The 19,414-nt window shown below is 71.8% G+C and carries 20 protein-coding genes and 1 pseudogene; 8 read left to right on the top strand and 13 right to left on the bottom strand.

Annotation, left to right across the window (positions count from 1 at the left end):
- The 3 genes from AC1MIR_RS23360 to AC1MIR_RS23350 form a co-directional block, all read left to right on the top strand.
- On the top strand, positions 1 to 1,098 hold a 1,098-nt coding region (locus AC1MIR_RS23360; protein ID WP_480030582.1), incomplete at its 5' end, for an acetolactate synthase large subunit.
- A 12-nt stretch (positions 1,099 to 1,110) separates the two neighbouring features.
- The gene (locus AC1MIR_RS23355; RefSeq protein ID WP_480030581.1) at positions 1,111 to 1,881 is read left to right on the top strand and encodes a short-chain dehydrogenase/reductase; all 771 of its coding nucleotides are present in this window, start codon (positions 1,111 to 1,113) and stop codon (positions 1,879 to 1,881) included.
- Positions 1,878 to 2,306, top strand: a complete 429-nt coding sequence (locus AC1MIR_RS23350; RefSeq protein WP_480030580.1) for an META domain-containing protein — start codon at positions 1,878 to 1,880, stop codon at positions 2,304 to 2,306. Before AC1MIR_RS23355 ends, AC1MIR_RS23350 begins: the two co-directional genes overlap by 4 nt.
- A 3-nt stretch (positions 2,307 to 2,309) precedes the next feature.
- Here AC1MIR_RS23350 and AC1MIR_RS23345 read toward each other — a convergent pair whose 3' ends face one another.
- The 7 genes from AC1MIR_RS23345 to AC1MIR_RS23315 all read right to left on the bottom strand — a co-directional run bounded on the left by AC1MIR_RS23345 (position 2,310) and on the right by AC1MIR_RS23315 (position 8,409).
- Positions 2,310 to 3,293, bottom strand: a complete 984-nt coding sequence (locus AC1MIR_RS23345) for an MBL fold metallo-hydrolase (protein ID WP_480030579.1) — start codon at positions 3,291 to 3,293, stop codon at positions 2,310 to 2,312.
- Between the two features lie 12 nt (positions 3,294 to 3,305).
- Positions 3,306 to 4,562: a UDP-N-acetylglucosamine 1-carboxyvinyltransferase gene (gene murA, locus AC1MIR_RS23340; RefSeq protein ID WP_480030578.1), complete on the bottom strand. Its 1,257-nt coding sequence runs from the start codon at positions 4,560 to 4,562 to the stop codon at positions 3,306 to 3,308.
- 4 nt (positions 4,563 to 4,566) lie between these two features.
- Positions 4,567 to 5,121 carry a dCTP deaminase gene (gene dcd, locus AC1MIR_RS23335; protein WP_480030577.1) on the bottom strand — a complete coding sequence of 185 codons (555 nt, stop codon included), beginning with the start codon at positions 5,119 to 5,121 and terminating at the stop codon, positions 4,567 to 4,569.
- A gap of 62 nt (positions 5,122 to 5,183) precedes the next feature.
- Complete coding sequence (locus AC1MIR_RS23330) at positions 5,184 to 5,381, bottom strand: hypothetical protein (protein ID WP_480030576.1); 198 nt, start codon at positions 5,379 to 5,381, stop codon at positions 5,184 to 5,186.
- Positions 5,378 to 6,340 (bottom strand): Bug family tripartite tricarboxylate transporter substrate binding protein, encoded by a 963-nt coding sequence (locus AC1MIR_RS23325; RefSeq protein WP_480030575.1) that lies wholly within the window; start codon positions 6,338 to 6,340, stop codon positions 5,378 to 5,380. The genes AC1MIR_RS23330 and AC1MIR_RS23325 overlap by 4 nt, the downstream gene beginning before the upstream one ends.
- Positions 6,341 to 6,379: 39 nt before the next feature.
- Positions 6,380 to 7,243 carry an alpha/beta fold hydrolase gene (locus tag AC1MIR_RS23320; RefSeq protein WP_480030574.1) on the bottom strand — a complete coding sequence of 288 codons (864 nt, stop codon included), beginning with the start codon at positions 7,241 to 7,243 and terminating at the stop codon, positions 6,380 to 6,382.
- Complete coding sequence (locus AC1MIR_RS23315; protein WP_480030573.1) at positions 7,243 to 8,409, bottom strand: acyl-CoA dehydrogenase family protein; 1,167 nt, start codon at positions 8,407 to 8,409, stop codon at positions 7,243 to 7,245. Before AC1MIR_RS23315 ends, AC1MIR_RS23320 begins: the two co-directional genes overlap by 1 nt.
- Positions 8,410 to 8,475: 66 nt before the next feature.
- Between AC1MIR_RS23315 and AC1MIR_RS23310 the strand changes: the two genes are divergently transcribed.
- Together AC1MIR_RS23310 and AC1MIR_RS23305 are read left to right on the top strand one after the other, a co-directional pair.
- Positions 8,476 to 9,585: an aminotransferase class V-fold PLP-dependent enzyme gene (locus AC1MIR_RS23310; RefSeq protein WP_480030572.1), complete on the top strand. Its 1,110-nt coding sequence runs from the start codon at positions 8,476 to 8,478 to the stop codon at positions 9,583 to 9,585.
- 14 nt (positions 9,586 to 9,599) lie between these two features.
- Positions 9,600 to 10,700 carry a DSD1 family PLP-dependent enzyme gene (locus tag AC1MIR_RS23305; protein ID WP_480030571.1) on the top strand — a complete coding sequence of 367 codons (1,101 nt, stop codon included), beginning with the start codon at positions 9,600 to 9,602 and terminating at the stop codon, positions 10,698 to 10,700.
- Positions 10,701 to 10,738: 38 nt separating this feature from the next.
- Here AC1MIR_RS23305 and AC1MIR_RS23300 read toward each other — a convergent pair whose 3' ends face one another.
- On the bottom strand, positions 10,739 to 11,878 hold the full coding sequence (locus tag AC1MIR_RS23300) for a D-alanyl-D-alanine carboxypeptidase family protein (protein WP_480030570.1): 1,140 nt from the start codon (positions 11,876 to 11,878) through the stop codon (positions 10,739 to 10,741).
- Between the two features lie 401 nt (positions 11,879 to 12,279).
- On the opposite strand from AC1MIR_RS23300, the gene AC1MIR_RS23295 reads away from it, so the two are divergent.
- The 3 genes from AC1MIR_RS23295 to AC1MIR_RS23285 all read left to right on the top strand — a co-directional run bounded on the left by AC1MIR_RS23295 (position 12,280) and on the right by AC1MIR_RS23285 (position 14,693).
- Positions 12,280 to 12,798: a phasin family protein gene (locus AC1MIR_RS23295; protein ID WP_480030569.1), complete on the top strand. Its 519-nt coding sequence runs from the start codon at positions 12,280 to 12,282 to the stop codon at positions 12,796 to 12,798.
- Between the two features lie 291 nt (positions 12,799 to 13,089).
- The gene (gene clpS / locus AC1MIR_RS23290) at positions 13,090 to 13,437 is read left to right on the top strand and encodes an ATP-dependent Clp protease adapter ClpS (protein ID WP_480030568.1); all 348 of its coding nucleotides are present in this window, start codon (positions 13,090 to 13,092) and stop codon (positions 13,435 to 13,437) included.
- Between the two features lie 254 nt (positions 13,438 to 13,691).
- The gene (locus tag AC1MIR_RS23285; protein WP_480030567.1) at positions 13,692 to 14,693 is read left to right on the top strand and encodes a tripartite tricarboxylate transporter substrate binding protein; all 1,002 of its coding nucleotides are present in this window, start codon (positions 13,692 to 13,694) and stop codon (positions 14,691 to 14,693) included.
- On the opposite strand, the gene AC1MIR_RS23280 is transcribed toward AC1MIR_RS23285, so the two are convergent.
- From AC1MIR_RS23280 to AC1MIR_RS23260, 5 genes and pseudogenes are all read right to left on the bottom strand, one after another.
- Positions 14,680 to 15,912 (bottom strand): flavin-dependent oxidoreductase, encoded by a 1,233-nt coding sequence (locus AC1MIR_RS23280; protein ID WP_480030566.1) that lies wholly within the window; start codon positions 15,910 to 15,912, stop codon positions 14,680 to 14,682. The two genes, AC1MIR_RS23285 and AC1MIR_RS23280, sit on opposite strands and share 14 nt — an antisense overlap.
- A 32-nt stretch (positions 15,913 to 15,944) precedes the next feature.
- Positions 15,945 to 17,456: a tripartite tricarboxylate transporter permease gene (locus AC1MIR_RS23275; RefSeq protein WP_480030565.1), complete on the bottom strand. Its 1,512-nt coding sequence runs from the start codon at positions 17,454 to 17,456 to the stop codon at positions 15,945 to 15,947.
- Positions 17,453 to 18,001, bottom strand: coding sequence for a tripartite tricarboxylate transporter TctB family protein (locus AC1MIR_RS23270; protein ID WP_480030564.1), 549 nt, complete (start codon positions 17,999 to 18,001; stop codon positions 17,453 to 17,455). The genes AC1MIR_RS23275 and AC1MIR_RS23270 overlap by 4 nt, the downstream gene beginning before the upstream one ends.
- Positions 18,002 to 18,020: 19 nt before the next feature.
- The gene (locus AC1MIR_RS23265; RefSeq protein WP_480030563.1) at positions 18,021 to 19,031 is read right to left on the bottom strand and encodes a Bug family tripartite tricarboxylate transporter substrate binding protein; all 1,011 of its coding nucleotides are present in this window, start codon (positions 19,029 to 19,031) and stop codon (positions 18,021 to 18,023) included.
- Between the two features lie 71 nt (positions 19,032 to 19,102).
- Positions 19,103 to 19,414, bottom strand: a pseudogene (locus AC1MIR_RS23260) (hypothetical protein); the annotation flags it as partial.

Here is a 19,414-nt window from a genome sequence, read left to right as displayed (position 1 = left end):
CCGGGCCCCACCCCCCCGCCGCTCCTCCCCCCCCCCCCCCCCGCGGCCCCCCCCCCCCCCCCCCCCCCCGGGGCGCCCCTGCCGGTGCCCGCCGCGCCGCAGGCCGACCCGCTGGCCATCCGCAACGCCGCCCGCGCGCTGCGGGAGCGGAAGAACGTGCTGATCCTGCTCGGGGGCCTGGCGCTGACGGCGGAGGCGCAGGCGCTCGCCTTCCGCATCGCGACGCATACCGGTGCCGCGCTGCTGGCCGAGGGATCGAACGGCCGGATCGAGCGCGGCCGCGGCCGCCCGCCGCTGGAGCGCGTGCCCTATCCCGCCGACATCGCGATCGAGGCGCTGAAGCCCTACACGACCATTGTCCTCGTCAACAGCCGCATGCCCGTCGGCTTCTTCGCCTATCCCGGCAAGCCGTCGCTGCATTGCCGCGAGGACGCCGAGGCCGTGCTGCTGACGCGCTACGAGGCCGACCCGGTGCAGGCGTTGACGGCGCTGGCCGACGAACTCGGCGCGCCGAAGCTGGCGATCCCCGATCCCGGCCCGCGCCCCGAGCCCGCGCGCGGCGCGCCGACGCCGGAGGGGCTGGCGCGCACCCTGGCGGCGCTGATGCCGGAGGACACGGTGGTGGCGGACGAGAGCGTTTCCTTCGGCCGCGGCTTCTTCGCCGCGACGCATTGCGCGCCGAAGCATGACTGGCTGCAGATCACCGGCGGCGCGATCGGCTGCGGCATCCCGCTCGCGACCGGCGCGGCGGTGGGCGCGGGCGGGCGGCGGGTGGTGAACCTGCAGGCCGACGGGTCCGGGATGTACACGCTGCAGGGGCTGTGGACCCAGGCGCGCGAGAAGCTGCCGGTGACGACCATCGTGCTCTCCAACCGCAAATACGCGATCCTGCTGGGCGAGTATCGCGGCGTCGGCGCCAATCCCGGGCGGACGGCGATGGACATGATGGACCTCGGCAACCCGGACCTCGACTGGGTGAAGCTGGCCAACGGCATGGGCGTGGAGGCGGCGAAGACCGCGACGCTCGAAGGCTGCGGCGACCTGATGCGGCAGTCCTTCGCCAAGGACGGCCCCTTCGTGATCGAGCTGGAGATCTGAGAAGCAATGACGATGGACCTCGGCCTCGGCGGCAAGCGCGTGCTGATCACCGGCGGATCGAAGGGGATCGGCCTCGCCTGCGCCGAGAGCTTCGCGGAAGCGGGCTGCGACATCATCCTGGTGTCGCGCGATGCGGCCGCGCTGACCACAGCGGCGGACGCGGTGCGCGGCAAGGCGCAGGTGAAGGTCGAAACCTTCGCGGCCGACCTTTCGACCGATGCGGGCCGCGCCAGCCTGCACGCGGCGCATCCCGACCCGGACATCCTGGTCAACAACGCCGGGGCGATCCCGGGCGGGCGGCTTTCCGACATCCCGATGGAGCGTTGGCGCGCCGCCTGGGACCTCAAGCTGCTGGGCTACATCCACCTGTGCCAGCTCTACCTGCCGGGCATGGAAGCGCGGAAATCGGGCGTGATCTGCAACATCATCGGCATGGCCGGGCGCACGCCGCGCATGGGCTACATCGCCGGCTGCACCGCCAATGCCGCGCTGATCGCCTTCACCTCGGCGCTCGGCGGCGCCACGGTCGCGAACGGCGTGCGCGTCTTCGGCATCAATCCCGCGGCGACGCGCACCGACCGGATGATGACGCTGGCGCGCACCAACGCCAAGACGCAGTTCGGCGACGAGGCACGCTGGGCGGAGACGCTGACCGGCCTGCCCTTCGGCCGCGCCATCGAGCCGCGCGAGATCGCCGACCTCGCCGCCTTCCTGTCCTCGCCGCGCGGCGGCTACGTGAACGGCACCGTCGTGGACGTGGATGGCGGGGCGATGTTCCGGTGAGGCCGGCCGCCGCGGCGCTCGCGCTGGCGCTCGCCGGCTGCGCCGCGGCCGCGCAGACGCCGCCGCTCGCCGGCACGAGCTGGGAGCTGGTGGAGCTGCGCTCCCCCGACGACGCGACCGGCACGGTCCGCGTGCCGGACCCCGCACTCTACACGGTGGCCTTCGACGCGGAGGGCAATGCCCTCTTCCGGCTGGACTGCAACCGCGGGCGCGGCCGCTTCACCGCGACGGAGGACCGCCCCGGCGCCGGCCACCTCGAATTCGGCCCGATCGCGACGACGCGCGCGATGTGCGCGCCGGGATCGCTCGATGCGCGGCTCGGGCGCGAACTGCCCTATGTCCGCATCTGGGTGCGGCAGGGCGATACGCTGCGGCTGGAGCTGTTCGCCGATGGCGGGCAGCAGATCTGGCGGCGGGCGCGGTAGCGGTCACGCATCCAGCGCGAAGAGCTTGCCGACGGCGGCCGGCACCACCCGCTCGCCGAAGGCGCGCTCCAGCGCGTTGATCGCGCGCCAGCCGGTGCAATGCGCGGGGATCAGCAGCGGCAGGTCGAATTGCGCGAGGTCGGCCACCGTCTCCGGGATGATCGCCTCGTTCTCGCCGGACAAGTGGAAGCCGCCCATCGCGGCGAACAGAGGCACCTCCGGGAAGGCGTCGCGCGCCGCGTGCAGCACGTTGACGATGCCGGCATGGGAGCAGGCGCTGAACACCACGAGGCCACGGCCGCGCAGATGCACGGCGCAGAAGCGCTCATCCATCAGCAACTCGTCGCTTTCCCACGGATCGGCCTCCGTCGCGCGCGCCACCTGGCCGGGCAGGCCGCGCTCATAGGGCGTGCGGCGCGGGATCTCGCCGCTGATCCAGAGCAGGCCGTCGAACAGCGTTTGCGGCTGGTCCGTCACGACCGGGGCGGCGCCCATCGCTTCCCATTCGGCCGGCAGCGGCACGCGGTCCATCGGGAAGACGCCGCCATCGGGCTGGCGGCTGCCGCGCTCGCGGAACATGCCGGGATGCAGGTGGAGCGGCACCGCGCGGCCGCCATTCGCGGCGGTGATGAATTCCAGCGCCTTCGGGATGCCGCCGGCATGGTCCCAATGGCCGTGGCTGAGCATCGCCGCCGCGATCTCGCCGAAGGCCACGCCGAGCTTCGGGCCGTTCCGCGCGATCGCGTACGGGTCGGGGCCGCCATCGAACAGGAAGCGGTGGTGCGCGGCGCCACGATGCAGCGTCAGCACCAGCGCCAGGCCGTGATTGGCGCAGCAGAGCGCGCCGCCGCTGGTCCGCGTCAGGCCGAAGCGGCGCAGCACATTCCATTCGCGCGTGACGAAGGGCGGCACGCGGGAGAGGCTGTCGGTGACGTTGTCCACCAGCACCTGGATCTCCAGGCGATCCACCGGCTGCAGCCTCGTCACGGCACGACCTCCTCAGATCCGCTCGATCTCGGCCCCCACCGCGGCCAGCTTCCGCTCCACCGCCTCATAGCCGCGGTCGAGGTGATAGACGCGGTTGACGATGGTCTCGCCCTGCGCCGCCAGCCCCGCCAGCACGAGCGACACGGAGGCGCGCAGGTCGGTCGCCATCACCGGCGCGCCCGAGAGCTTCGGCACGCCGCGCACGATCGCGCTCTGGCCGTGATACTTGATGCGCGCGCCCATGCGCATCAGCTCCGGCACATGCATGAAGCGGTTCTCGAAGATCGTCTCCGTGATCATGCTGGCGCCGTCGGCGACGCACATCAGCGCCATGAACTGCGCCTGCATGTCTGTGGCGAAGCCGGGGAAGGGCTCGGTCATCACATCGGTGCCGTGCAGGCCGTTGAGCCGGCTGACCATCAGCCCGTCATTGCGTTCCGCAACGTCCACGCCGGCATCGCGCAGCACGCGCGCCACCGCGCCGAGGTCGGACAGCCTGGCCCCTTCCAGCATCACCTGCCCGCCGGTGATCGCCGCGGCGCAGGCATAGGTGCCGGCCTCGATGCGGTCGGGGATGATCGGATGCGTCGCGGGGCCGAGCGTCCTGGTTCCCTCGATCACCAGCTTCGCGGTCCCGATGCCCTCGATCCTGGCGCCCATGCGCATCAGGCACATGGCGAGGTCGCCGATCTCGGGCTCCTGCGCGGCGTTGACCAGCTCCGTCACGCCGTCCGCCAGGCAGGCGGCCATCAGCAGGTTCTCGGTCGCGCCGACGCTGACCTGGGGGAAGATGATGCGCGCGCCCTTCAGGCCGCCCGGCGGGGCGGTCGCCTCGATGTAGCCGCTGTCGAGCGAGATGGTCGCACCCATCTGCTCCAGCCCCTTGAGGTGCAGGTCCACCGGGCGCGTGCCGATGGCGCAGCCGCCGGGCAGCGAGACCTTCGCGCTTCCGAAGCGCGCGAGCAGCGGGCCGAGCACCAGCACGCTCGCGCGCATCTTGCGGACGATGTCGTAGGGCGCCTCGAGATTCGTCGCGCTGCCGGACAGGATCAGCCGCCGTCCGGCGCGGTCGTGCTCCACCGCCAGGCCGTGCTGCCTCAGCAGCGCGCGCATGGTGGCGATGTCGGCGAGGTCGGGCGCGTTCTCCAGCACCAGCGGCCCGTCCGAGAGCAGCGCCGCGGTCATCAGCGGCAGCGTCGCGTTCTTCGCGCCGCTGACCGGGATGGTGCCCGACAGCGGCTTGCCGCCGCGGATGCGGATGCGGTCCATGCGGCTACAGCTTCGGCAGCGCGACGCCGCGCTGGCCCATGTATTTGCCCTTGCGGTCGGCGTAGCTGACTTCGGGCGGCGCCGCGCCCTGCAGGAACAGGAACTGGCAGATGCCTTCGTTGGCGTAGATGCGCGCGGGCAGCGGCGTGGTGTTGCTGATCTCGATCGTCACCTGGCCTTCCCATTCCGGCTCCAGCGGGGTGACGTTCACGATCAGGCCGCAGCGGGCGTAGGTGGACTTGCCGAGGCAGATCACAAGGACGTCGCGCGGGATGCGGAAGTATTCCACCGTGTGGCAGAGCAGGAAGGAATTGGGCGGGATGATGCAGGTCGCGCCCTTGCGGCTGACGAAGCTCTGCTCGTCGAAGGCCTTGGGGTCCACCAGGGCGTTGTCCACATTGGTGAAGATCTTGAACTCGTCGGCCAGCCGCGCGTCGTAGCCATAGGAAGAGAGGCCGAAGGAGATCACGCCCTCCCGCCGCTGGTTCTCGACGAAGGGCTCGATCATGCCGTGCTCCGTCGCCATGCGGCGGATCCAGCTGTCGGGCATGATGGGCATGGGCGGAACGAACTCCGGGGCGCTCTTCCGGCCGGGTTAGCGGAAGGGGCGGGCGGCGACAATCACTCCTCGCCGGGCTTCTCCGGGGACGTGGAGGGGCCGGCCGCACGCGCCCGGGCCTGTGCCTTGCGGCGGCGCAGGTTTTCCCGCAGCGCGGCGGCCAGCCTGGCCTCGCGCTCCGCCCGGGCCCGGCGCGCCGCATCGGTCTCGGCCGGCCGGGGCGGCGGCGCGCGTTCCTCCATGGCGGCCGGGCCGCTCACTGCACGCGGATGTTCGCGGCCTGCACCACCGCCCGCCAGCGCGCGACCTCGGCGGCGACGAAGGCCTGGTACTCCGCCGCGCTCATCCGCCGCGGGGTGGCGCCGGCCTCGCGCAGGCGCTGCGCGATGTCCGGCGTGGCGAGCGCGTCCAGCACCTCGGCGTTCAGCTTCTCGGTGATCGGCGCCGGCAGCCCGGCGGGGCCCGAGATGCCGAACCAGGTGGAGGCGACGAGATCGGCGAAGCCGAGCTCCTTGAAGGTGGGCAGGTCCGGCCAGCCCGGCACGCGCTCCGCCGCCGTGACGGCGAGGAGGCGGAAGCGTTCGTTGCGGCCGGCCTCGACGAGGGTGGTGATCATCGCGTCCACATTGCCGGCGGTCAGGTCGTTCATCATCGGCCCGCTGCCGCGATAGGGCACATGCGTCAGGTCGATCCCCGCCGCGCGCTTCAGGATCTCCTGCTTGGCGTGGGAGGAGGTGCCGTTGCCGGGCGAGCCCACCGTCATGCCCGGCCGCGCCTTCGCCGCGGCGATGAAGTCGGCCAGCGTGCGGATCGGCGAGGCGACGTTGACCGCCAGCACCGAGGGCACCTCGGCCATCAGCGCGACATGGGTGAAGTCCCGCACGCTGTCATAGGGCATGGCGGGATAGACGCTCGGCCCGACGCCATGCGAGGCGATGTTGGAGATGACGAAGGCGTAGCCGTCCGGCGGGCTCTTCGCGACCACGTCGGAGCCGACCGTGCCGCCGGCGCCGGCGCGGGTCTCGATCACGAAGGTCTGGCCGAGCGTGGTCGAAAGGCGCTGGGTGACGAGGCGGGCGACCACGTCCGTGGTGCCGCCCGGCGGGAAGGGCACGATCACGCGGACATTGCGCGCGGGCCAGGCCGCCTGCGCACCGGCGATGCGCGGCGCGGCCAGGGCGGCGGCGGGGAGGGTCAGCAGGGCGCGTCGGCGCAGCATGATCGGGCCTCTTCTCTGTTCCGGACGGTCCGGCTTTCCCTACAGCACGCCCGCCCCGGCCGCCAGCGCCGGCTCCGGGCCGCCCCGGCGCATCGCCCGGTCGAGCGCCGCGTTCAGCGCCTCCGGCGCCTCATACGCCGTCCAGTGCCCCGCGCCCCGGATCACCTCGAGCACCGCATCCGGCCGCGATTCCTGTGCCGCCGCGAAGCGCTCATGAATGTGGCCCACCGCCACCTGGTCAAGCTCGCCCCAGATCAGCGTCAGCGGCAGCGTGGTGCGCGCGAGCGCCTGCTTCAGCAGCGGCGTGCCGGCGAAGCCGCGGCTGCGGAAGCGGGCATGCACCGTGTTCCATTCCTGGATCGCGAGGGCGAGGTCGTCGATCTTCGCCGGATCGGCGATCATCAGCGAGGCCAGGTTGAAGCGATGCGCCGCGATGCGGGCCTCGCTCTGCTTGTCGCGGATCTTCTCGAGCGGGGTCGGGTTGCGGGGCACGCCGAGCGCCGCGGCGCCGACCAGCGTCAGCGTGCGCAGCTCATTGCCCATCGCGGCGGCGAGCTGGCCCGCGACATTCGACCCGAAGGAGAAGCCGACCAGGTCGGCGCGCCGGCCGCGCAGCAGGTCGCGCAGGCCGGGCAGCATGACGCGCGCGGCCTGCAGCGGGTCCTGCTCGCCCGGCAGGTCAGCGCTCTCGCCAAGGCCGGGCAGGTCGGGCGCGATCACGCAGCGCGTGCGGGCGTAGCGAGGGATCTGCTTCACCCAGTGCCGCCAGGATCCGTTGCCGCCATGCAGCAGCACCAGCGGATCGCCCGCGCCCTCGTTCCAGGCGTGCCAGACCATGCGGCCATCGCCGCAGGGCGTCTCGTGGCGCGTGGCCTTGGCGAGCAAATCGTCCAGGATATCCATCAGTAGCTCTTGGGCAGGCCGAGGACGCGCTCGGCGATGTGGCAGAGGATGAGCTGGGGCGAGACCGGCGCGATGCGCGGTATGAAGCTCTCGCGCAGCAAGCGCTCGAGGTGGAATTCCTGCGCGTAGCCATAGCCGCCGAGCGTCATCACGGCGGTCTGCGCGGCCTCGAAGCCGGCCTCGCCGCCGAGCCATTTCGCGGCGTTGGCCTCGGCGCCGCAGGGGAGGCCCTGGTCGTAGCGCCAGGCGGCCTGCATCGTCATCAGCCGCGCGGCCTCCAGCTGCATCCAGCAGGCGGCGAGGGGATGCTGCACGCCCTGGTTCTGGCCGATCGGACGGCCGAACACCACGCGCTCCTTCGCGTAGGAGGCGGCGCGGGCGATGGCGGCATGGCCGATGCCCACGGCTTCCGCGGCGACGAGGATGCGCTCGGGATTCATGCCGTGCAGGATGTAGTCGAAGCCCTTGCCTTCCTCGCCGATGCGGTCCTCCAGCGGGACTTCCAGGCCGTCGAGGAAGAGCTGGTTCGAATCCACGCCGTGGCGGCCCATCTTCGGGATCTCGCGCACCTCGATCCGCGTGCGGTCGAGCGCGGTGTAGAACAGCGAGAGGCCCTCGCTGCGCTTCCTGACCTGGTCCAACGGCGTGGTGCGGGCCAGCAGCAGCACGCGGTCGGCGACCTGCGCGGTGCTGATCCACACCTTCTGGCCGTTCACCACGTAGCGGTCGCCCCGCCGCTCCGCGAAGGTTTTCAATCGTGTGGTATCGAGGCCGGTGTTCGGCTCGGTGACGGCGAAGCAGGCCTTCTCGGCGCCCGCGATCAGCGGCGGCAGCATGCGCACCTTCTGTTCCTCGGTGCCGAACACGACGACGGGCATCGGGCCGAAGATGTTCATGTGCACGGCGGAGGCGCCGGTCATGCCGGCGCCGGATTGCGCGATGGCCTGCATCATCACGCTGGCTTCCGCCACGCCGAGGCCGGCGCCGCCCACCGCCTCCGGCATGCAGATGCCGAGCCAGCCTTCCTCGGCCATCGCCTTGTGGAATTCGTGCGGGAAGCGGTGCGCCTTGTCGCAATCGAGCCAGTAGGCGTCGCCGAAGCGGGCGCAGAGCCGCTCCATCGCCTCGCGCACGGAACGCTGCGTGTCGGTTTCGCTGAAATCCATGCCGGTCTGTTTCCTTCCCCCCGACCGTGCCAGTCTCGGCGGCGGACGCAACCCCGCGAGGCCGGCTTGCCGCTGTTCGATGCCCTGTTCGATCGTGGCGCCTTCCGCATACCGCCCGGCACGGTGCATGTCTGCGCCGGGGGTGAGACGCCGGTGCTGCGCAGCCATGCGGCGGCCTTCGCGCGTTACGGCGAGGACAAGTCCCTGGGGCCGGCCAGCCGCCCGCGCGTGGACGAGGAGGCGGAGCGGCTCTGCGCGCGGCTGGCGGCCTTCTGGTCCGTGGCGCCGGCGGAGATCGGGCTGGTCTCCTCGGTGGCGGAGGGCATGTCCATCCTGGTGGAGAGCCTGGACTGGCGCGCGGGCGACAATGTCGTGGTCGCGGCGGACGAGTATCCGTCGGTGGTCGCGCCGCTGGCGCTGCGGCGAGGCGTGGCGCTGCGCTTCGCCGACATGATGGATGCGGAGGCCGTGGCGGCTTCCTGCGACGCGCGCACGCGGATGATCGCGGTCAGCGCCGTCTCCATGGTGGATGGCAGGCGGCACGACCTGGCGGCGCTGCGACGCGTGGCGGATGGCGCGGGCGCGATGCTGGCGGTGGATTTCACGCAGGCCAGCGGCTGGCTGCCCATCGGGGCGTCGGTCGCCGATTTCGCCTTCGCCTCCTGCTACAAATGGATGCTCGGGATCACCGGGATTGCGGTGGCGTATTGGAACCGCGCGCGGCAGCCGGGCTGGGCGCCGGCGACCGCGGGGTGGTACTCGATCCGCATGGCGGGCAAGCCCGACTGGGCGCAGCCGGTCGCGCTGCGCGAGGATGCCGGCCGCTTCACCCGCGGCAATCCCAGCCATGCCGGCGCCTATGTCATGCATGCGGCGCTGGATTTTCTCGAGGCATTTCCGCGTGGCGCCGTCGCGGCGCATGTGCAGGGGCTGACCACCGGCCTGCTGGCGCGGCTCGAGGCGGCCGGCATCGCCTCCACCACGCCGCGCGATCCGGCGCGGCACGGCGCCAATGTCTGCATCGCGCATGACCGCGCCGCGTCCATCGTGACCGCGATGGCGGAGCAGGGCGTGCTTGCCTGGAATGGCCGCGGCCGCATCCGCTTCAGCTTCCACGGCTACAACGACGCGGCCGAGCTCGACCGCATCATGGACGCCCTTCGCCACGCTCTCTGAGGAACGCGAAAACGATGATGCAACGGCCGCCGGCGGAACCCGGCATGCGCGAGGAGGATGTGGATACCCCCGCGCTGCTGCTCGACCTCGATGCCTTCGAGCACAATTTGGACACCATGGCCGCGCTGCTCGCGCCAACCGGCACGAAGCTCCGCGCGCATGCCAAGACGCACAAATCGCCGGTGGTCGCGCTGCAGCAGATGCGGCGCAGCGCGATTGGCAACTGCACGCAGAAGGTCGCCGAGGCGGAGGCGCTGGCCTGGGGCGGCGTGCCGGACATATTGGTGAGCAACGAGGTCATCGCACCGCGCAAGCTCGCCCGCCTCGCCGCCCTGTCGCGCATCGCCAAGATCGCGGTCTGCGCCGATGACGAGGCCGGCATCGCCGCGATCGAGGCGGCGGCGCAGGATGCCGGGCTGCGCATGACGGTGCTGGTGGAGATCGATGTCGGCTCCGGCCGCTGCGGCGTGCAGCCGGGGCCGGAGGCGGTGGCGCTGGCCGAGCGCATCGCGGCGAGCCCGCACCTGATCTTCGGCGGGCTGCAGGCCTATCACGGCAGCGCGCAGCACAGGCGCAAGCCGGAGGAGCGCGTGGCGGCCATCGCCGCCGCGACGGACGGCACGCGCCGCACCGTGGAGCAGTGCCGCCAGCGCGGGCTCGATTGCGCCATCGTCGGCGGCGCCGGCACGGGCACCTTCGCGCTGGAAGCGGCGAGCGGCGTCTGGACCGAGATCCAGGCCGGCTCCTACGCCTTCATGGATGCCGACTACGCCCGCAACGACGACCCGCCACCCTTCCGCCAGGCGCTGTTCGTGCTGGCGCAGGTGATGAGCGCGCCGCGGGCCGGCGTCGCTGTGGTGGATGCCGGGCACAAGGCGCTGCCCACCGATTCCGGCATGCCGCTGGTCCATGGCTTTCCGGGCGTCGCCTATGCCCGCGCGGCCGACGAGCACGGTACGCTGCTGGGCGAGGGCGTGCCGCGGCTCGGCGAGAAGATCCGGCTGGTGCCGGGCCATTGCGACCCGACGGTGGACCGCTACGACTGGTATGTGGGCGTGCGGGGCGGCCGGGTGGAGTGCCTGTGGCCGATCACGGCGCGCGGCGCGATGGCCTGACCGCGCGCCTCGAGCCCGAACAAGTCGGGCCGCCCGCCTCAGCGCTGGGTGGAGCGGCGCGTGCTGCGACTGGTGCTGCGCGGCGGCGTCTCGGTCTGCGCCGCGGAGGCGGTGCGAGGCTGGGAGCCGCGGCTGCGCACCGTGGCGGTCTGGGTGTTCGCCGTGGTGCCGCGCGCCGTTGCCTCGCGCCGCGTGGTGCGGGTCTGGCCCGTTGCTTCCTGCCGGGTGGAGGCCTGGCGGGACGCCGACCGGCTCGAGCCGGATCGGGAACTCGCCTGGCGGGACGTGGCGCGGCTTGTCTCGGCGGCCGGGCGGCTTGCGGCCTCGCCGCGCGGCAGCGGTGCGGCCTGGGCGGTGCGGAGGACCCCGGGGCCGCCCGGCGCGGCATTGGCCAGGCCGAGGCGCTCGAAGCCCTGATCGAGCAGCGCCGCCATGTGCGCGTCGCGCTCGACCCAGGAACTGCCGCCGAACACGGCGCCCACCAGGCGGCGGTTGCCGCGCGTCGCGCTGGTCACGATGTTGAAGCCGCTGGCGTTGATGTAGCCCGTCTTGATCCCGTCCACGCCCTCATAGCTCTGGAGCATGCGGTTGTGGTTGCGGATGCGGACCGCGCCGAACTCCACATGGCTCACCCCGAAATAGTGGTAGCGGTTGGGGAAGTCCTGGATCAGCCGGCGGCCGAGCGTGGCCATGTCGCGCGCCGTGGTGATCTGCTCGCTGTCGGGCAGGCCGGAGGCGTTGCGGAACAGCGTGCGGCTCATGCCGATGGAGCGCGCGCGCAGCGTCATCATCTGGGCGAAGCGCGCCTCGGAGCCGCCGAGCCGCTCGCCGACCGCGGTGGCGACGTCATTGGCCGAGCGGGTGACGAGGGCCAGGATCGCCTGCTCCACCGAGATGGACTGGCCGGCCGGCACGCCGAGCTTGGAGGGCGGGCGCGAGGCCGCCTCCTGCGAGATCGGCACGCGCGAATCGAGGCGCAGCCTGCCTTCGTGCAGGGCTTCGAACACCATGTAGAGCGTCATCATCTTGGTGAGCGAGGCCGGATGGCGCGGCTCGTCGGCATTCGCCGCGGCCAGCACGTTGCCGCTGCGGGCGTCCAGCACGATCGCGGCGTAGCGTTCCCCGCCGATTTGCGCATGCGCAGGCGAGGCGGCGATACCCGCGAAGATTGCAAGCATGGCGCAAGCCACAAGGCCTGCGCGCAGGACGAGGCCTGGGCGCATCGGTCTTGGTCCCCCTGCTGCGGCACCCCCCGTGCCGCGCCAATCCGGCAAGCCTATGGGATTCTGGCCCGGCCTGTATAGCGGCACGTATATGGAACTTTCAGTTAGCGCAGGGCCTTGGCGGCAGCTCTTGCCATCCCGTCGCATCCCTTCACCGCGCCCCGGGGCCGCTTTCGCCCGCCGCACGGAGCCTTGAGCGCGCTGTCTGATGCTGCGCTGCAAAAAAAGCTTGCCCGCTGATATGGCGCGGCCTAGATAGTGCGCGTGCTGCGGTGCAGCAAAATCCTTGGGGCCGGGAAATCGGCTCCCGGCCGGCCTCAGCGCCGCGCCGCGACGGCAAGGTGAAGGAGCGAGCGATGCCCGCGGAGCCGAAAGAAAACAAGCGCGCGATCGCGCTGGTGACCGACAACGCCGCGAAGGGTGCGGCGCAGGCGAAGAAGCTGATGGAAGACGGCGCCACCCAGGCGCGTGCCACGATGGAGAAGAACATGGAGCAGGTGACGAAGACGGCCGAGGGTTTCTTCAAGGCGGCCGAGGAAGCGGCGGAGTTCGGCCGCGGCAACATGGAGGCGATGACCAAGGCGGCGCAGACCTTCGCCATGGGCATGCAGGACATCGGCAAGCAGGTCTTCGCCGTGTCCCAGGCGCTGACCGACCACGCGATGGAGTCGGCCAAGGCGCTGGCCGCCGTGAAGAGCCTGAAGGAGGCCGCCGACATCCAGGCCGCCTTCGCCAAGGCCTCCATGGAGCGTTCCATGACCGAGGCGGCGAAGCTGCAGGAAGCCAGCTTCAAGCTCGCCGAGCAGGCCTATGCGCCGCTGACCGCGCGCATGACCCTCGCGGTCGAGAAGTTCGGCAAGCCGCTCGCGGCCTGAGCCGATGACATCCCGGGCGCCCTGGCGCCCGGACCGTCCTGCCGGACCCGGCCGGGCTGCGCGAGCGATCGCGCCAGTCGGGCCGGGTTTCGTGCGTCATGGGGTGGCGGCCACCTTTGATGCCGGCCATGACGTCAAGCCCTTCACTCCGGGCCTGAGAGTCCGATATCCTTGTCGCAGGGCCCCGCGGAGGGGGCGACAGGCTTCCGCGTCACCCGGCCACGCAACAGGCAGGCCGGCGGCGCGTTCCGATCTTCAGGACAGGCGACAAGGCGCGCACCCAGGACAGGCATGAGCGATACCGACAAACGGAACGGGCAGGGCGGCACCGGCGGCACGGACGCGCCGAACACCGGCGTGGTCGTCAAGGCCCGGCCCCGGACCCGCAAGCCGTCCATGTACAAGGTGCTGATGCTGAACGACGACTACACGCCGATGGAGTTCGTCGTGCATGTGCTGGAGCGGTTCTTCAGCAAGAGCCGGGAGGAGGCCACCCGGATCATGCTGCATGTGCATCGGCGCGGGGTCGGCGTCTGCGGCGTCTATACATACGAGGTGGCGGAGCACAAGGTGACGCAGGTGATGGACCTGGCACGCCAGAACCAGCACCCGCTGCAGTGCACCATCGAGAAGGAATGAGGCGGCGCCGGCACCGCGGAACCGACGGGGCCGAAGTGCCGTTCAGCCTGCCAGGCCTGGGAAGGTTCCAGGCGGTCGCGCGACCCGACGCAAGAAGCAGGGGCGCCTCTGTCGCAAGGGGGAGGGAGTGACCACATGGTGGGCAACCCCGGCGGGGGGGGGGGGGGGGGGGGGGGCGGCCCCCCCCCCCCCCCCCCCACTTCGCCATCTGGTTGCCGACCGGCCTGCGACGCCGGAAGGGGAGGGAGACACAGATGGCCACTTCGCAACTCAGCGGCCCGACAAGGCGGAGCCTGTCCCTGGCCGCGTCCCTCGGCCTCCTGGCCGGCGCGCTGCCGCGGCGCGGCGCAGCGCAGGCCCGCATTCCGGACGGGCCGGTGACCATCGTCGTGCCCTTCACGCCCGGCACCGGCCCCGACACGCTGGCGCGGCTGGCCTCGCCGGTGCTGCAGCAGAAATTCGGCCAGCCGGTTGCGGTGGAGAACCGCGCCGGCGCCAGCGGCAACATCGGCACCCAGGCCGTGGCGCGCGCCGCGCCGGATGGGCGGACGCTGGTGATGCAGCCCAACACCTTCGTGATGAACCCCAGCCTGTTCAAGCAGGTGCCCTACGATCCGGTGGCGAGCTTCACGCCCATCGCCAAGCTGGCTGTCGGCGACCTGGTGCTGGTGGTGAACCCCGACGTGCCGGCCACCGATGCGCGGGCCTTCGCGGCCTGGTCGGCCGCGCAGCCGGGGGGCGCGAACTACGCCTCGCCCGGCAACGGCACGCCGCACCACCTGGCGATGGAGCTGTTCCGCCTGACCGCGAACGTGCCGATGAACCACGTGCCCTATCGCGGCAGCGCGCCGGCGATCCAGGACCTGATCGGCAAGCGCGTGGCCGCGATGGTGCTGCCGGTGCATGTCGCCGGGCCGCTCGCGCGCGACGGCCGCATCCGCATCCTCGCGGTCGGCAGCGCGCGGCGCGTGGAGAGCGCGCCCGATGTGCCGACGATGGCGGAGGCCGGCTTCCCCGACGTGCTGGTGGACCTCTGGTATGCGCTGCTCGGCCCGGCGGGCCTGCCGGATGAGTTCGTCGGCCGGGTCAACGCCGACCTCAACGCCTGGCTGGCCGAGCCGGCGACGCGCCAGCAGCTTCTCGCGCAGGGCCTGGTGCCGACGCCCGGCACGCCCGCCGACCTCGCCGCGCTGATCCGACGGGATCTCGCGCGCTGGGCCGATGTGATCCGGCGCGCGGGGATCAGCGCGGACTGAGCGCCGCCTTGTCGTAGCCGGCGACGCGCTTGTAGCCCTCGAGCATCGCGGTCAGCTCCTCCTTGCTGATCACGTCCTCGATCCGGGCGAAGGGGCGGTCGCCGCTGCGCTGCCAGACCTCGCGGATGATCGCGTCGGGCGGGCTCGTGCGGTTGGTGCGCACCACCTGCGCCGTGGGACCGAGGCGGCGGTTCTCGTACTCCTGCAGCGCCGCCGCCGGATCGGCCTGGCCGCCGAGGCATTCCGCCAGCGCCTTCGCGTCCAGGATCGCCTGGCCCGCGCCGTTGGACCCGCGCGGATACATCGGATGCGCCGCGTCGCCGAGCAGCGTGACGCGGCCATGGCTCCAGCGCGGCAGCGGGTCCTTGTCCACCATCGGGTATTCCAGGACGGTCTCGGCGTCGCGGAACATACGCGGCACGTCGAGCCAGTCGAAATGCCAGTCGGCGAAGGCGGGCAGGAAGTCCTCCAGCCGGCCGGGCCGCGCCCAGTCGTTGCCCGCGTGGGTCGGCGTCTCGATCTCGGCCACCCAGTTCATCAGTTGCGTGCCGTCCGGGTAGTCGCGGATCGGATAGACGACGATCTTGCCATGCGCGAGCCAGCCGGCGCGCACCATCGTCGCGCCCGAGAGGATCGGCTTCATCCGCGTGACGCCGCGCCACATGTTCACGCCGGAATAGAGATAGGGCGGCTCCGCGGGGAAGAACTGCCGCCGGATCGCGGAGTGGATGCCATCCGCGGCCACCACCGCATCCGCGCGCTCGGCCGGCAGGGCGGCGCCCGTCTCGGTCTCGGCCAGGTGCAGCGTGACGCCGGACGCATCCTGCTCCAGGCCGGTGCAGCGCGTGCCGGTGCGCACCGATCCCGGCCCGAGCCGCCGCAGAACCGCCTCCAGCAACACCATCTGGAGCTCGCCGCGATGGATCGAGAGCTGCGGCGTGGCATAGCCGGCGGCACGGCCCAGCGGCTCCACATGGATCAGCTGTCCGAAGCGGTTGAAATAGGCGGCCTCCTTCGTGGCCACCGCCACCGCCTCCAGCGGGCGGAGGACATCCAGCGCCTCGAGGCAGGCGGTCGCATGCGGCAGCAGGTTAATCCCGACGCCGAGGGGGCGGATCTGCGGCACCGCCTCCAGCACCTGGCAGGCGATGCCGCGCGCCTGGAGCGCGAGCGCGGCGGTCAGCCCGCCGATGCCGCCGCCCACGATCAGGACCTTCATGCGCTTGCTCCCCGGCACCCGCCGCCGGAGATTTACCCCGGCGCCGGGCTCCGGCGGAAGGGGCCGAGCAGGCGGCCCATCAGCCCGGGCACCGACCACAGCGCGGCGAAGACCGTCAGCGCGCAGAGTGTCGCGCTGATCGGTCGGGTGAAGAAGGGCGTCAGATCGCCGCCCGACAGCGTCAGGCCGCGCAGCAGGTTCTTGTCCAGCAGGTCGCCCAGCACGATGCCGAGCACCAGCGGCGCCATCGGGAAGCGCAGCTCGCGCAGGATGAAGCCGACGAGGCCCGCGCCCAGCATCACCCAGATGTCGAACAGGCGGGATGTTATGGCGAAGGCGCCGACGGTGCACAGCACGAAGATCACCGGCATCAGCCGCGCGCGGGGGATCAGCAGCACCCAGAGCAGCGGCCGCACCAGCACGAGCCCGTAGACCAGCTTCACCATGTCGGCGACGATCAGCATCGCGACGATCTGGTAGATGAATTCCGGCGCGGTGATCGCCAGCATCGGCCCGGGGTTGAGCCCGTGGATCATCATCGCCGCCATCAGCACCGCGGCCGGCGCGCTGCCGGGGACGGCCAGCGTCAGCACCGGGATGATCGCGCCCGGGACGCAGGCGCTCTCGCCCGTCTCGGCGGCCATCAGCCCCTCGACGCTGCCCTTGCCGAACTTCTCCTTCTCGGCGCTGGCGCGCTTCGCCGCGGCGTAGCTCGTCCAGGCTGCGATGTCCTCGCCGAGGCCAGGCATCGCGCCGATGAAGGTGCCGAGCGCGCCGGAGCGCAGGATGGTGCGCCAGTACTGCGCCACGTCGCGCAGCCGGGGGATGACGCTGTCCATCCTGGAGCTGACGGCCTTCACCGCCGGGCCCCGCATGGAATTCAGCACCTCCGCCACGCCGAACACGCCGACCAGCACCGGCAGCAGCCCGAGCCCGCCGGCGAGATCCGTGTTGCCGAAGGCGAAGCGCGGATAGGCGTGGTTCGCCTCCTGCCCGACGGTCGCGACCAGCAGCCCGAGGAAGCCCGCGATGTAGCCCTTCAGCGGATCGCCGCCCGAAAGGCTGCCCGCGATGACGATGCCGAACAGCGCCACCCAGAACATCTCGTAGCTGCCGAACTGCAGCGCGAATTCACCGAAGCTCGGCGCGAACAGCGCCAGGATCATCGTGCCGAACAGCGTGCCCACCCAGGAGCCGAGGGTGGAGATGCCCATCGCCCGCCCCGCCAGGCCCTGCCGCGCCAGCGGATAGCCGTCGAGCGTCGAGGCGGCGGAGGCCGGCGTGCCCGGGATGTTGAGCAGGATGGCGGAACGCGAACCGCCATAGATCGCGCCGACATAGACGCAGACCAGAACGAGCATCGCCACGTTCGGGCCCATGCTGAAGGTCAGCGTGGTGAGCAGCGCGACGCCCATCGTCGCCGTCAGGCCGGGCAGGGCGCCAACCACGATGCCGATCAGCACCGCCCAGAAGGCGTGGAACACGGCGCCGCCCTGGAACACATGGGCGAAGCCCGCGCCGAGCATCGAGATCGGGTCGGTCAAGGCAGGCGCACCAGGAAGATCCGCTCGAACACCAGCATCACCGCGAGCCCGGTGCCGAGCGCGATCAGCGCCGCTTCGGCAAGCCGGCGCAGCCGCCGCTCGGGGCCGAGCTCCCATTCGAAGATGGCGGTGAAGGCGAAGACGAAGAGCGCGCTCGCCATCCAGAAGGGCAGGCGCCCGACCAGCACCCCGGCATAGAGCGTACCGAGCACCGCCGCGATCAGCAGGCGCGATGCGTCGGTGCGCGCATGCGAGGCCGGTGCGGCATGCGCCCGCAGCGCGCCGCGGCGCACCGCGCGCAGCCCGAGCACGATCGCCAGCAGGGAGACCACCGTGGCGTGGAAGCCCGGCACGATGCCCGGCGCCGTGAGCCCGGTCTGCGACTGCTCGACGAAGGTCGGCATGTTCCAGGCCAGCCCGATCACGCCGAGGCCGAAGGCCAGCAGCACCGCGGCGGTGATCAGGTCCCAGCGCGGCGGCAGCGGCGCACGGTCGCCGGAGAAGGGGCTTTCCGCTTCCTCCTCCGGCGCCGGCTGCGCCGTCACGCGCGCGCCCCGCCGAGGATCAAAGCCGCTGGATCCCGAGCGTGTCCGGGCTCACCTTGGCCGTGCCGCCGTCGAAGTAGAGCCAGGCGGTCTGGCGCACCATCTTCCAGGCCTGGTCGAAGGCCTCCTGCCCATGAAGCGGCGCGAAGACGGCGGCGCGCTGCGCGGCGTAGTCCTTCAGGCGCTGGCTGTTGGCGATCTTGTCGCGCCAGACGGCGGAGACCGTGTCCACCACGTTCTGCGGCACGCCCTTCGGGCACCAGATGCCGAAGTAGTTGAGCGGCGCCGGGATGTTCGGCAGCCAGCGCGTGATGGAGGGGATCTCGCCGAAGCCCTGCAGCGTCACCGGCTGCTCCGCCTGCACGGCCAGCGGGATCAGGCGGCGCGCGCGGATCATCTCGGCGGCTTCCACCAGCAGCACAGCGCCCATCGGCGTCTCGCCGCTGACGGTCGCGATCATCGCCGGGTTGCCGCCGTCATAGGTGGCGTGGCGGTAGTTGATGTTGGTCGCGGCCTTGACCGCGGACATCATGTTGTGTCCGGCGGAGCTGACGCCGGCCGTCGCCACCGCCAGGCTCGCGCCGCGGCTGCGGAAGGCTTCCATCGCCGCGCCGAAGTCGCGGATGCCGGCCTGCGGATTGGCCACCAGGATGTTCACATTGGCCACCGCGAAGAACAGGTTCCAGTCCGCCAGCATGGTATCGAGCAGGCCGAGCACCTTGTAGCAGCCGACATCCACCGCCGCGCCGGCGGCCCAGGTGTAGCCGTCCTTCTCCGCTGCGAGCGCGTTGCGGGTGCCGATGGAACCGGAGGCGCCGGGCTGGTTCACCACCACGAAGCGCTGGCCGAGCGCGGCTTCGAGTTCGGGCGCGACAAGGCGGGTCATCTGGTCGGTGGAGCCGCCCGCGGCCCAGGGGACGATGATCGTCACTGGCCGTTCCGGCCGCCAAGCGCCCTGCGCGCGCGCGATGCCGGGCATGGCGAGGCTCGCCGCGCCGGCGGCGAACAGGGTCCTGCGTGCGATGGTCATTCTGGTCCTTCCTCTCCCGTGCTGCGGTAACCCGGCAGTTACCGGGATGGTGCGGTGCTGGCGCCGCAGCGTCAACCGAACTCGGGTCCGGCCATCGCGACGAGCCGCGCGGGCTCGCCGGGCAGCTTCGTGCCGAGCGTCATGCGCGTGAAGCGCCGCAGCCGCTGCGCGCCCGCCGCCTCGATGGCCAGGGCGATCTCCGCCTGCTCGTCGACGAGGTCGAGCAGCGCGGGGCCGCCGATGGCGCGGGGGGGCGCCCCCCCCCGCCCCCCCCCCCCCCCGCCCACGACGTTGCGCTCCACCCCGGCCATGCCGGTCACCAGCGCCATCCGGCCGATGCGCACGAATTGCTGGATGCCCGCGGCGCCCTGCACGACGGCGTA

This window comes from Falsiroseomonas sp. RANM36 (assembly GCF_056682175.1).
This window is presented reverse-complemented; position numbering and strand designations above follow the sequence as displayed.

Excerpts from the sequence above, each read along its gene's own strand:
- AC1MIR_RS23355 (WP_480030581.1), top strand. The coding sequence starts at position 1,111 with ATGGACCTCGGCCTCGGCGGCAAGCGCGTGCTGATCACCGGCGGATCG.
- murA (WP_480030578.1), bottom strand. The coding sequence starts at position 4,562 with ATGGACCGCATCCGCATCCGCGGCGGCAAGCCGCTGTCGGGCACCATC.
- dcd (WP_480030577.1), bottom strand. The coding sequence starts at position 5,121 with ATGCCCATCATGCCCGACAGCTGGATCCGCCGCATGGCGACGGAGCAC.
- AC1MIR_RS23325 (WP_480030575.1), bottom strand. The coding sequence starts at position 6,340 with ATGCTGCGCCGACGCGCCCTGCTGACCCTCCCCGCCGCCGCCCTGGCC.
- AC1MIR_RS23320 (WP_480030574.1), bottom strand. The coding sequence starts at position 7,243 with ATGGATATCCTGGACGATTTGCTCGCCAAGGCCACGCGCCACGAGACG.
- AC1MIR_RS23315 (WP_480030573.1), bottom strand. The coding sequence starts at position 8,409 with ATGGATTTCAGCGAAACCGACACGCAGCGTTCCGTGCGCGAGGCGATG.
- AC1MIR_RS23305 (WP_480030571.1), top strand. The coding sequence starts at position 9,600 with ATGATGCAACGGCCGCCGGCGGAACCCGGCATGCGCGAGGAGGATGTG.
- AC1MIR_RS23300 (WP_480030570.1), bottom strand. The coding sequence starts at position 11,878 with ATGCTTGCAATCTTCGCGGGTATCGCCGCCTCGCCTGCGCATGCGCAA.
- AC1MIR_RS23295 (WP_480030569.1), top strand. The coding sequence starts at position 12,280 with ATGCCCGCGGAGCCGAAAGAAAACAAGCGCGCGATCGCGCTGGTGACC.
- clpS (WP_480030568.1), top strand. The coding sequence starts at position 13,090 with ATGAGCGATACCGACAAACGGAACGGGCAGGGCGGCACCGGCGGCACG.
- AC1MIR_RS23285 (WP_480030567.1), top strand. The coding sequence starts at position 13,692 with ATGGCCACTTCGCAACTCAGCGGCCCGACAAGGCGGAGCCTGTCCCTG.
- AC1MIR_RS23280 (WP_480030566.1), bottom strand. The coding sequence starts at position 15,912 with ATGAAGGTCCTGATCGTGGGCGGCGGCATCGGCGGGCTGACCGCCGCG.
- AC1MIR_RS23265 (WP_480030563.1), bottom strand. The coding sequence starts at position 19,031 with ATGACCATCGCACGCAGGACCCTGTTCGCCGCCGGCGCGGCGAGCCTC.